The organism is Bacillus sp. PS196 (assembly GCF_037963555.1).
GTDB lineage: Bacteria > Bacillota > Bacilli > Bacillales > Bacillaceae > Bacillus > Bacillus subtilis.
Genome location: NZ_CP150159.1, coordinates 100,496 through 112,012, shown reverse-complemented (window position 1 = coordinate 112,012; position 11,517 = coordinate 100,496). Strand labels below are relative to the sequence as shown.

The following is an 11,517-nucleotide window of genomic DNA, read 5'->3' as shown; positions in this document are numbered from 1 at the left end:
GAAGATCCTTTCTGTAATGGCCTAAAGCTTTATACTCTTCCCTGTCAACAATCATTTATTTAGATATTCTTTAAACGCTGAATTGCAGTCTCTTTACCGATCAATTCAATTGATTGCGGCAGTTCCGGACCGTGAGTTTGCCCTGTTACAGCAACACGAATCGGCATAAACAGTTTTTTCCCTTTATGGCCAGTTTCTTTCTGCACTGCTTTGATTGATGCTTTGATATTATCCGGAGTGAACTCCTCAAGCTCTTCAAGCTTCGCTGCGAATGTGCTGAGCACTTCAGGAACCTGTTCTTCTTCCAGAACAGCTTTCGCTTCTTGATTATACTCGATCTCATCCGTAAAGAACAAATCAGTCAGCTCAACAATTTCCGCACCGTAGCTTAATTGCTCATGATACAGGGAAATCAGTTTACGAACCCACTCTTGTTCTTCAGCAGAAAGCTCAGTGCCAACTTTGCCCGCTTTTTGCAAATGCGGAAGCGTCAGTTCAACAACCTGATCAAGATCCAGCTTCTTCACATATTGGTTGTTAACCCATTTTAGCTTATGCATATCAAACAAAGCTGGTGATTTAGATAAACGATTTACATCAAAAATTTCAATAAACTGCTCTTTTGTGAAAAGCTCTTCTTCTCCAACCGGTGACCAGCCTAGCAGTCCGATAAAGTTGAACAGCGCTTCTGGCAGGTAGCCAAGCTCTTTGTACTGCTCAATGAATTGAATAATGGATTCATCACGTTTGCTGAGCTTTTTACGGCTTTCGTTTACGATCAGCGTCATGTGTCCGAACTGAGGAATATCCCATCCGAATGCTTGATAAATCATAATCTGTTTCGGTGTGTTAGAAATATGATCCTCACCGCGCAGCACGTGTGTCATTTTCATTAAGTAGTCATCAATCGCTACCGCGAAGTTGTAAGTCGGCGTTCCGTCCTTTTTCACAATAACAAAGTCGCCGATGCCATCTGATTCAAAAGAAATTTCGCCTTTTACGATATCATTGAAGGCGATAATTTTTCCTTCCGGCACGCGGAAACGAATACTTGGTTTTCTGCCTTCAGCGATAAATTTCTCCTGTTCTTCCTGAGTCAGGTCTCTGTGTTTTCCGGAATAACGAGGCATTTCTCCGCGGGCAATCTGTTCTTCACGCTCTTTTTCAAGCTCTTCTTCCGTACAGTAACATTTATAAGCAAGCCCTTTTTCAAGAAGCTCTTCATAGTACACTTTATAGATATCGTTACGCTCGGATTGACGGTATGGGCCGTACTCTCCTCCGACATCCACACTCTCATCCCAGTCAATACCTAGCCACTTCAGATAATTCAGCTGGCTTTGTTCTCCGCCCTCAATATTGCGCTTTTTATCTGTATCCTCAACTCGGATGATAAACTTACCGCCTTGATTGCGGGCAAATAAATAATTAAAAAGCGCCGTTCTGGCATTTCCAATATGCAAATGTCCGGTTGGACTCGGTGCATAACGGACGCGTACTTCGTTTCCCATTTTCAAATACTTCCTTTCATGTCATGTATGGCCTCAGGCAAAAATGTATGAATCTATTCTACCACCAAATAGACCCGGCATCAAAACAAGTTAGCCTTTTTGTATCAGTACTGTCGCCTGAGCCGCTATTCCTTCCGCCCGGCCTGTAAATCCAAGCTTTTCTGTCGTTGTTGCTTTTACATTTACTTGAGAAACATCTGCCTCAAGGCCTTCAGCAATTCTTTTTCTCATATCTTCTATGTACGGCAGCATCTTCGGCTTTTGCGCTATGATGGTGCAATCAATGTTCCCAAGGACATACCCCTTCTGTTTCACGATTCCCCAGACATGCTGAAGTAATTTGAAAGAATCTGCGTCCTTGAACTCGGGATCTGTGTCAGGAAAATGCTTGCCGATGTCTCCTTCACCCACAGCTCCCAGGCAGGCGTCAGCGACGGTATGCAGCAAAACGTCTGCATCAGAATGGCCAAGCAGCCCTTTTTCGTACGGGATTTCAATTCCGCCAATAATGAGAGGACGGCCCTCCACTAATTGATGCACATCAAATCCTTGTCCAATTCTAAACATGTTTATTCCCACTTTCTGATTCCATGATAGCTTCAGCTGACGTCAAATCGTCTGGCGTCGTCAGCTTAATATTTGTATAGCTGCCTTCTACAACACGGACCGAACCGCCCTCCATCTGTTCAACGAGGCTGGCGTCATCCGTCCCTAAAAATCCCTTGCGCTCAGCCTCAGCGTGAGCCTTCATCAATAAAGAAAGACGAAAAGCTTGTGGCGTTTGGACAGCCCACAAGCTTGAACGTTCAATCGTCTCACTGACTTGTAAATCTTGAACGCGTTTAATCGTATCTTTTACCGGAACAGCAAGGATGGCCGCTCCTGTCTGTTCCGCCTCTGCGATCAGTTCGTCAATTTGTTCATGTTTTATAAATGGGCGGGCACCGTCATGTACAAGGACAATCTTTTCCTGCTTTACGGCTTTCAGCCCCTTATACACACTGTGCTGCCGCTCTTCTCCGCCTGCAACAAGCTCAATTGAAGTTTGAAACGGGTAATCGGACAGCAATTGCTGAAAGTGCTCCCGCTCCTGCTCGTTAATCACCAAAATGATTTTATCGCACTGCCGGTGGCTGTCAAACACTCTTAACGTGTGTATGATCACCGGGTCTCCCTTCAGCTCAATGAACAGTTTATTTCTCCCTGCCTTCATCCGCTTTCCCTGTCCGGCTGCAGGAATCACCACATCATAACTCATTGTTTCTTCTCCCTTTACAGCGCCTTCTCCAACAGCTTAGGCTTCGCAAAAATCATTCGTCCCGCTGCTGTCTGCAGCACACTTGTGACGAGTACATCAATATGCTTGCCGATATAATTCCGTCCTTCTTCAACGACAATCATCGTACCGTCATCCAAGTAGGCAACTCCCTGATTATGCTCTTTCCCGTCCTTAATGACCTGAACATTCATTTCCTCGCCAGGAAGCACAACAGGCTTAACCGCATTGGCAAGGTCATTAATGTTTAATACTGCTACCTTCTGAAGCTCGCACACTTTATTTAAATTAAAATCATTCGTCACAACGACCCCGGATGTCAGCTTAGCAAGTTTGACGAGCTTGCTGTCAACCTCCTGAATATCTTCAAAGTCGCCTTCGTAAATTTCAACTTCAATGTCTAATTCTTTCTGAATGCGGTTCAGGATATCAAGACCGCGGCGTCCTCTGTTTCGTTTTAAAACATCTGAAGAGTCTGCAATATGCTGCAATTCCTCAAGGACAAACTGCGGAATCACGATAACTCCCTCTAAAAAACCAGTCTGACAAATATCTGCTATTCTCCCATCAATAATAACACTAGTGTCCAAAATTTTCAGCTTCTTGTCTTGAACCTCATGTTCTTCATCAGCTGTTCCTTTTTTCTTTTGCATTCTGGCGGAAATGGAAAACAGGCTGATCAATTCATCCTTTTTCTTAAAGCCCACCTGGAAGCCGAGATAACCGAGGAAGAAAGCCAAAAATACAGGAATTATTGTGCTGAATATGCGGTAAGGTATATTGTCTAAAGGAATAACATTTACGATAAGATAAGCAATTATAAGTCCAAAAACTAAGCCAAGACTTCCAAATAACAAATCTGGAACCGGCGCTTTTAACAATGAATCCTCTATCCACTTCACCCAGTTCACAACGTATTCTGTACCCCATATACTGATGAGAAAAAAGATAATTGCTCCTATTGCCGCAGACGTATATGCGTTTGTTATTAAAGGTATGTCCTGTATATTTAACAGTACAAACAATTCAGGTATCAAAAATATACCAACAACGCCGCCAAAAATAATGAAGAACGCCTGAACTATTCGTTTTAACATACCCCCACCTCCTTTTTTAACATTTTAATTTCACAAAGTCTTATGCATCCTACGAATATCAGAATAAACAAAAACCAACATTAATATACCCGTATTCATAAGGTTTTAACCGAAATCACAGTTGTCTGTCTAAATAATGCTTCTCTTGCAGGCGTTTTAATCCTTTTTTGATTTTTTGGGCTCGTACTTCACCGATTCCCTCTACTTCATCTAATTCTTCTGCACTCGCCTCAATAATCCTTGGCAGGACTCCAAATGCTTCTACAACATTTTCAACAATCGGCATCGGAAGACGCGGTATCTTATTTAACAGCCTGTATCCTCTCGGCAATACATAATCATCAAGATTAGTAGAAGCAGGGTAACCGAGAAGCTTATACACAATGGAATCATCCAGCAGATCATAACTGGACATATCCTGCAGCTCCTTCAAGAGAACAAACGGATCTTTAATCTTTTCTTTTACATAGTCCTTAATAAATAAAGCGGCCTCTTCTTCCATATCCGTAATCAATTCAATGACTTGCAGTTTGATCAGATGCCCTTCTGTCCCCAGCTCTTTGATATACATATTAATTTCGTTTTTGATTCTCAGTACCATTTCATAACGATGCATGACAGACAAGACATCACTGAAGGTAACAAGTTCCTCAAACTCTAACGCGTTCAGTGCATTAATCGTTTTATCGAGGATTGTCTTATATTTTTCAAGTGTTTGAATGGCTTGGTTCGCCTTGGTTAAAATAAATCCTATGTCTTTTAGTGTATACTTCATGTTTTCCTGATATAACGTTATGACATTTCTTCTTTCAGAAATGGCGATTACAAGACAGCCAGTTTGCTTAGCTACTCTTTCGGCAGTTCTGTGCCGCATTCCTGTTTCTGATGAAGAAATTGTGGCATCCGGCATCAGCTGAGTATTCGCGTAGAGGATCTTTTGACCCGAATCACTTAAAATGATCGCTCCATCCATTTTAGCCAACTCATATAAATGCGCCGGAGAAAAAGCCGTGTTTATGTGAAAGCCGCCGTCCACCACTTCTTTTACTTTATCATTATATCCAACAACAATCAGACCGCCTGTATTTGCTCTCAAGACGTTTTCCATCCCCGCTCTGAGCGGTGTACCCGGAGCAACAAACTGCAATATAGATGACAGGTCTAACTCGTGTTTCGCCCCTTTTTTCTCTTTTTCCATCTATTATCCTCCTAATGAAGTACGAAGCGCTTCTGCAACATTTGCTACTCCGATAACCTCAATCCCTTTTGGTTTTGTCCATCCATCCAGATTTGCCGCGGGTATGATCATGCGTTTAAAACCAAGCTTTGCCGCTTCTTTCACACGCTGTTCAATTCTTGAAACCCGCCGGACTTCTCCGGTTAATCCCACTTCTCCAATAAAACAATCTGCAGGATTTGGAGGTGTGTCTCTAAAGCTTGATGCGATACTAATCGCAATGGCAAGATCAATTGCCGGTTCATCAAGCTTAACGCCGCCAGCCACTTTCAAATAAGCATCCTGATTTTGCAGCAGCAGTCCAACTCTTTTTTCTAACACAGCCATTAACAGAGAAACCCTGTTATGGTCTATTCCCGTTGCCATACGCCTTGGGTTGCCAAAGCTTGTTGGCGAGATGAGCGCCTGAATTTCAACGAGAATCGGTCTAGTGCCCTCCATAGAGGCAGTGATACTCGAGCCTGCGGAACCAGCAGAGCGTTCTTCTAAGAAAATTTCCGAAGGATTCAAAACCTCAGTGAGCCCCTCTTCCCGCATTTCGAAAATGCCCATTTCGTTTGTAGATCCGAAACGGTTTTTTACAGCCCGCAAAATACGGAAAGTATGGTGGCGTTCTCCTTCAAAATATAAAACAGTGTCAACCATATGCTCCAACAGTCTTGGACCTGCAATAGACCCTTCTTTCGTTACGTGCCCTACGATAAAAATCGGAATACCTTTTGTTTTTGCAATTTTCATCAGCTCAGCGGTACATTCTCTGACCTGTGACACACTGCCTGGAGCCGATGTAATATCGCTTTGGTAAACCGTTTGAATAGAGTCAACAACGACAAACGCTGGATTCATCTCTTGTATAGCAGACGAAATATACTCCATATCGGTTTCAGATAAAACATGCAGTGACGGATTATTAATGCCGAGACGGTCTGCTCGCAGCTTCGTTTGCTTTACAGATTCTTCTCCCGAAATATACAGGACACTGTTTGATGAGCCTGATAATTGAGCGGAAACCTGCAGTAATAGCGTTGACTTTCCGATACCAGGATCACCGCCAATTAAAACGAGGGAGCCTTTAACGACACCTCCGCCGAGTACTCTGTTAAACTCGCCAAGCTGGGTTTTGACGCGGGGTTCTTCTGATGTTTCGATTGATGTAATAGGTGAAGGTTTCTGTACAGTTTGAACAGAATGAGAAAAAGCCGCTCTCCGATTGGCCGGTGCTTTTTTAATCATTTCTTCCACCATTGTATTCCAAGCACCGCAGCCCGGACATTTCCCCATCCATTTTGGAGACTCGTAGCCGCAGGATTGGCAGATGAATTTCGATTTTGTTTTAGCCATATATAGTGTAAGACCTCTCCCTTGTTCTATTTCTTGATATGAAAGTGAGGCATACACTTACATGCTGTATGCCTCATTTCCGTCTTCTATATTAATTCGTTTTAGCAGTCGTTTTTACGACAAATTCGCCATCTTCTACATCAAGAACAATATGCTGTCCTTTATGAATATTTCCTCTGAGGAGTTCTTCAGATAAACGATCCTCGACATGTTTTTGGATCGCTCTTCTTAACGGACGGGCACCGTATTCCAGGTCAACGCCCTCTTCCGCGACTTTCGCTTTTGCAGCATCTGTCAATTCGATAGAAAGATCTTGTTCTTTCAGGCGTTTCGTTAATTGATCAGACATTAATGACACAATTTCAGTAAGATGTTTTTTCTCAAGTGAATGGAAGACAATGATTTCATCAATACGGTTGATGAACTCAGGTCTGAACGCTCGTTTCAATTCACCCATCACTTTATCTTTCATGTCTTTATGATTTTGAGTTTCATCCTGAACGTTAAAGCCGACATATTTATTGCGTTTCAGCTCACTTGCTCCGACGTTTGATGTCATGATCAGAATGGTATTGCGGAAATCGACTGTGCGTCCTTTAGAATCAGTCAATCGCCCGTCTTCAAGAACTTGCAGAAGGATATTGAAGACATCAGGGTGCGCTTTCTCGATCTCATCAAGAAGCACGACAGAGTAAGGTTTTCTTCTGACTTTCTCTGTCAATTGACCGCCTTCATCATATCCCACATATCCCGGAGGTGAACCAACAAGTCTTGAGGTTGAGTGTTTTTCCATGTATTCAGACATATCAATTCTGATCATGGATTCTTCATCGCCAAAAATGGATTCAGCGAGTGCTCGTGCAAGCTCTGTTTTACCTACACCTGTAGGGCCTAAGAAAATGAATGAGCCGATTGGGCGTTTAGGATCTTTCAATCCTGCTCTCGCACGTCTGACGGCTTTTGCAACAGCTACAACTGCTTCATCCTGGCCGATGACGCGGGAATGAAGAATGTTTTCCATATTGAGAAGCTTATCAGTTTCAGTTTGGGCGATTTTAGATACAGGCACACCGGTCCAGCTGGATACAACCATCGCAATATCATCCACAGTAACCTCTGAGTTTTCCTGCCCTTGCTTCTCTTTCCATGATTTCTTCGTATCCTCTACTTGCTCGCGCAGGCGTTGTTCAGTATCACGCAAGGAAGCAGCTTTTTCAAACTCTTGGCTTTGCACTGCCGCATCCTTCTCTTTACGAACCTCATCAAGCTTCTGCTCAAGCTCTTTTAAGTTAGGAGGCGTTGTAAATGAGCGCAGTCTCACCTTTGAACCTGCTTCATCGATCAAGTCAATTGCTTTATCCGGAAGGAAGCGGTCAGAAATATATCTGTCAGAAAGCTTAACCGCAGCTTCAATGGCATCATCAGTGATAGAAACGCGGTGGTGGGCTTCGTATCTGTCACGCAGACCTTGTAAAATTTGAATACTTTCATCTACAGATGGCTGATCAACCTGAATCGGCTGAAAACGGCGTTCCAGTGCTGCATCTTTTTCAATATATTTACGGTACTCATCAAGAGTCGTTGCACCAATACATTGGAGTTCGCCGCGAGCAAGTGAAGGTTTTAAAATATTAGATGCATCAATAGCACCTTCTGCTCCGCCTGCCCCGATTAATGTATGGAGCTCATCGATGAATAGAATGATATTTCCTGCCTGGCGAATTTCATCCATGACCTTCTTCAGGCGATCCTCAAATTCTCCGCGGTATTTTGTGCCGGCAACAACTGTTCCCATGTCTAATGTCATCACACGTTTATCACGCAAAATTTCGGGTACTTCATTATTGATAATTTGCTGTGCCAAACCTTCTGCGATAGCCGTTTTACCTACACCTGGTTCCCCAATGAGAACAGGGTTGTTTTTCGTTCTGCGGCTTAACACTTCAATGACACGCTGGATCTCCTTGCTTCTGCCGATTACAGGGTCAAGGCTGTCTTCCTTCGCAATAGCAGTTAAGTCTCTTGCCAAGCTGTCAAGCGTAGGCGTATTCGCATTGCTGTTTGTTCCTGCCGCTGATGATCCTGTTTCATTACTTCCTAGAAGCTGGAGCACCTGCTGTCTTGCTTTATTTAAGCTGACACCGAGATTATTCAAAACTCTCGCAGCAACACCTTCTCCTTCACGAATCAGTCCAAGAAGAATATGTTCTGTTCCAACATAAGAATGACCGAGTTTTCTTGCCTCATCCATTGAAAGCTCAATGACTTTTTTAGCTCTAGGAGTATAATGAATCGTTTGAGACATTTCCTGCCCGCGCCCGATCAAACTTTCTACTTCTTTCTGAATTTTATCTGAACCGAGTCCAAGCGCTTGAAGAGCTTTAGCAGCAATGCCCTCTCCTTCTCTTACCAGTCCTAATAAAATATGCTCAGTGCCAATGTTATTATGACCTAACCGAAGTGCTTCTTCCTGTGCTAGCGCCAGTACTTTTTGAGCTCGTTCTGTAAATCTTCCAAACATCATATCGATTCATCCTCCTGTCTTTTCCCATTCATTTCTAAGTGAAGCCGTTCTCTGATGAGAGCCGCTCTTCGAATGTCCCTTTCGTTCGGACGCAAAGCGCCTCCCGAGTATTGCTGTAAAAAACCTGGCTGCGTCAAAATCATAAGTTCGTTAAGTATGTTGCTTGAAAGTCCTTTTATAATGCCTAAGTCTATGCCTAACCGAACATCTGAAAGGCACTTTGCAGTTTCTTTCGATTCTATCATCCGGCAATTAGACAAGACCCCATAAGACCGATATACCCGATCCTCAAGTTCGATTTTAGAAGTTTGATAAATCGCTTCTCGGGCGGATCGTTCTTGTTCAATCAACTGAGCAGCAACACTGTTAAGATCCTCTACAATATCCTGCTCTGACTTACCAAGCGTGATCTGATTTGAAATTTGAAAGATATTCCCTACTGCTTCGCTGCCTTCCCCATAAATTCCTCTAACAACTAAGCCTAATTGATTAATTGCCGGTATAATTCGATTTATTTGCCTAGTTAAAACCAGCGCCGGCAGATGCATCATGACCGAAGCCCTTAAACCTGTACCTACGTTTGTAGGACAGCTGGTTAAGTATCCTCTTTGCTCATTGAATGCATAATCAACTTTTTCTTCAATCCAGTCGTCGACCTGGTTTGCGGCTTTCATTGCTTCTAAAAGCTGAAATCCAGGGAAAAGACACTGAATTCTAATATGGTCCTCTTCATTTAGCATGACGCTTACTTCCTCATTTTCAGAAAGCAAACAGCCGCCAAAAGGAGACTCTGTCAGATTCGGACTGATTAGATGTTTTTCAACAAGTACACGCTTCTCTAAAGGCTGTGCATCATTCATTCTAATCAAAACAAATTTGCCGATTCCGGGAATTTCTTGCTCTGAAAACTGATCTTCAAATTGCTGTATGATGGATGAGGCTTCTTCATTGGAATACCGCGTAGGGAACCGAATATGCTCAAAGTTCCTTGCTAAACGTATGCGGCTGCTGAGTACAATGTCACTTTCAGGTCCTTTCTGCTTCATCCAACTGCTTAGTGCGTCCTGAATAAAATGCTTTAGCGACATTACTCCTGTTCCTCCTCACTATCTGTACTTTTGAGTGATTGTTCTAATGAACGAATTTGATCTCTTACATGAGCTGCATTTTCAAATTCTTCTTGATGGATTAAGGATTCTAATTCCTTTTTTAGCATATCAATCTGCCGTCTGACATGAAGATTGCCGCCTATTCGTTTCGGTATCTTACCTGCATGCACAGTGTTTCCGCTGTGCACTTTACGTAGGATTGGTGTAATGTTGCTATGAAATGTTTTGTAACATTCAGAACATCCAAAACGGCCAATTTTTCTGAATTGCTGAAAAGTCATTCCGCATTTCGGACAAGCAGATATTTGCTCCGAGTGACTGAACATTTGAGTTCCTGCATTTTGAAATGAAGAATCCATGTTCAGTAGACCCGAAAGTAAATTATGAATAGAGAAACCCTGATTTGCACTTATACCATATGAATCACTATTTTCTTTGGCACATTGTTCACAAATATGAACTTCTATTTTTTCTCCGTTAACAACCTTTGTAAAGTGAAAAGTGGCTGGTCTCTCGTGGCACTCTTGACAAATCAATCTTTTCACCCGCTTATTTTAATTTTAAAGAAGTCAGCATTGCCTTCATCATTCTCGCTCTTAATTCATCACGTTCAGGTAAGTCAATGTGTAAAACTGAGCGGTCCATTACGCTGACCATCATTTTTGCTTCTCTTTCTGAAATTACCTTGTCTTCTAATAGCCTTAAAATAATGTCATCAGAGGCTGCTTGAGACAAATGGGTATTAATTTGAGAAATAATATTATTGATCAGGACAACTTCATTGTTCATTTTAATTTTAATGATTCTGATGTAACCGCCGCCCCCGCGTTTGCTCTCAACAATATATCCTCTTTCGCTTGTAAATCTGGTGTTGATGACATAATTTATTTGGGAAGGAACGCATTGAAATTTATCTGCAATTTCACTTCGTTTAATCTCTAAAATTTCCTTGCCATTTTGATCTAACACTCGTTTTAAATATTGTTCAATGATGTCAGAAATATTATGTCCCACTCAACCCCCTCCTTTACTGACTTTGACTATATTTGACTATAATCTTACTATAAGCCGTTTCTCGAGAATTTTCAACTTTCTCGCTCTATCCTTTATTATTTCCATTTTCCCGGTCCACAAAACCTGATTGCTGATTTAAAATTCGGTATAAAGTTATTATATTATACAGTTAAGTGGAATTTTATGATACTAATAAACCAAAATACAAAAAACCCAGCTCAATGAGCTGGGTTTAAGCTTGCTTGGCGGCGTCCTACTCTCACAGGGGGAAACCCCCGACTACCATCGGCGCTGAAGAGCTTAACTTCCGTGTTCGGTATGGGAACGGGTGTGACCTCTTCGCTATCGCCACCAAACAAATTGAGAGTGTTCTCTCAAAACTAGATAACAGGTGTGACATCATTCAAA

General features: G+C 42.4%; 10 protein-coding genes, 1 rRNA gene and 1 other annotated feature (1 of these 12 running past the window's edge). All 11 genes read right to left on the bottom strand.

Features of this window, described 5'->3' with window-relative positions:
• Positions 1-57 (bottom strand) — a binding site (T-box leader); it reaches 174 nt to the left of the window's first position.
• 2 nt (positions 58-59) lie between these two features.
• The 11 genes from gltX to rrf all read right to left on the bottom strand — a co-directional run bounded on the left by gltX (position 60) and on the right by rrf (position 11,465).
• Entirely contained in the window at positions 60-1,511 is a 1,452-nt protein-coding gene (gene gltX / locus NST79_RS00605; RefSeq protein WP_014478617.1) for a glutamate--tRNA ligase, read from the bottom strand.
• 90 nt (positions 1,512-1,601) lie between these two features.
• Positions 1,602-2,078, bottom strand: a complete 477-nt coding sequence (gene ispF, locus NST79_RS00600) for a 2-C-methyl-D-erythritol 2,4-cyclodiphosphate synthase (RefSeq protein ID WP_003225745.1) — start codon at positions 2,076-2,078, stop codon at positions 1,602-1,604.
• Positions 2,071-2,769, bottom strand: coding sequence for a 2-C-methyl-D-erythritol 4-phosphate cytidylyltransferase (gene ispD, locus NST79_RS00595; RefSeq protein ID WP_015252991.1), 699 nt, complete (start codon positions 2,767-2,769; stop codon positions 2,071-2,073). The genes ispF and ispD overlap by 8 nt, the downstream gene beginning before the upstream one ends.
• 14 nt (positions 2,770-2,783) lie before the next feature.
• Entirely contained in the window at positions 2,784-3,884 is a 1,101-nt protein-coding gene (locus NST79_RS00590) for a PIN/TRAM domain-containing protein (protein WP_003235014.1), read from the bottom strand.
• 115 nt (positions 3,885-3,999) lie between these two features.
• Positions 4,000-5,082 carry a DNA integrity scanning diadenylate cyclase DisA gene (disA, locus tag NST79_RS00585; protein WP_003225736.1) on the bottom strand — a complete coding sequence of 361 codons (1,083 nt, stop codon included), beginning with the start codon at positions 5,080-5,082 and terminating at the stop codon, positions 4,000-4,002.
• A 3-nt stretch (positions 5,083-5,085) separates the two neighbouring features.
• Entirely contained in the window at positions 5,086-6,462 is a 1,377-nt protein-coding gene (gene radA, locus NST79_RS00580) for a DNA repair protein RadA (RefSeq protein ID WP_015252992.1), read from the bottom strand.
• Positions 6,463-6,553: 91 nt separating this feature from the next.
• Positions 6,554-8,986 (bottom strand): ATP-dependent protease ATP-binding subunit ClpC, encoded by a 2,433-nt coding sequence (gene clpC / locus NST79_RS00575; RefSeq protein ID WP_014475592.1) that lies wholly within the window; start codon positions 8,984-8,986, stop codon positions 6,554-6,556.
• A complete protein-coding gene (locus tag NST79_RS00570) occupies positions 8,983-10,074 on the bottom strand; it encodes a protein arginine kinase (RefSeq protein ID WP_003235007.1) in 1,092 nt (363 codons plus the stop codon). The genes clpC and NST79_RS00570 overlap by 4 nt, the downstream gene beginning before the upstream one ends.
• The gene (gene mcsA / locus NST79_RS00565; RefSeq protein WP_015252993.1) at positions 10,074-10,631 is read right to left on the bottom strand and encodes a protein-arginine kinase activator protein McsA; all 558 of its coding nucleotides are present in this window, start codon (positions 10,629-10,631) and stop codon (positions 10,074-10,076) included. Before mcsA ends, NST79_RS00570 begins: the two co-directional genes overlap by 1 nt.
• A 13-nt stretch (positions 10,632-10,644) precedes the next feature.
• Positions 10,645-11,109 carry a transcriptional regulator CtsR gene (ctsR, locus tag NST79_RS00560; RefSeq protein WP_003225724.1) on the bottom strand — a complete coding sequence of 155 codons (465 nt, stop codon included), beginning with the start codon at positions 11,107-11,109 and terminating at the stop codon, positions 10,645-10,647.
• A 240-nt stretch (positions 11,110-11,349) separates the two neighbouring features.
• Positions 11,350-11,465: ribosomal RNA gene (gene rrf / locus NST79_RS00555) — 5S ribosomal RNA — on the bottom strand.
• Between the last annotated feature and the right edge of the window lie 52 nt (positions 11,466-11,517).

Bases quoted from the DNA above. Each gene is read 5' to 3' on its own strand.
- gltX (WP_014478617.1), bottom strand. From the start codon at position 1,511: ATGGGAAACGAAGTACGCGTCCGTTATGCACCGAGTCCAACCGGACAT.
- ispF (WP_003225745.1), bottom strand. From the start codon at position 2,078: ATGTTTAGAATTGGACAAGGATTTGATGTGCATCAATTAGTGGAGGGC.
- ispD (WP_015252991.1), bottom strand. From the start codon at position 2,769: ATGAGTTATGATGTGGTGATTCCTGCAGCCGGACAGGGAAAGCGGATG.
- NST79_RS00590 (WP_003235014.1), bottom strand. From the start codon at position 3,884: ATGTTAAAACGAATAGTTCAGGCGTTCTTCATTATTTTTGGCGGCGTT.
- disA (WP_003225736.1), bottom strand. From the start codon at position 5,082: ATGGAAAAAGAGAAAAAAGGGGCGAAACACGAGTTAGACCTGTCATCT.
- radA (WP_015252992.1), bottom strand. From the start codon at position 6,462: ATGGCTAAAACAAAATCGAAATTCATCTGCCAATCCTGCGGCTACGAG.
- clpC (WP_014475592.1), bottom strand. From the start codon at position 8,986: ATGATGTTTGGAAGATTTACAGAACGAGCTCAAAAAGTACTGGCGCTA.
- NST79_RS00570 (WP_003235007.1), bottom strand. From the start codon at position 10,074: ATGTCGCTAAAGCATTTTATTCAGGACGCACTAAGCAGTTGGATGAAG.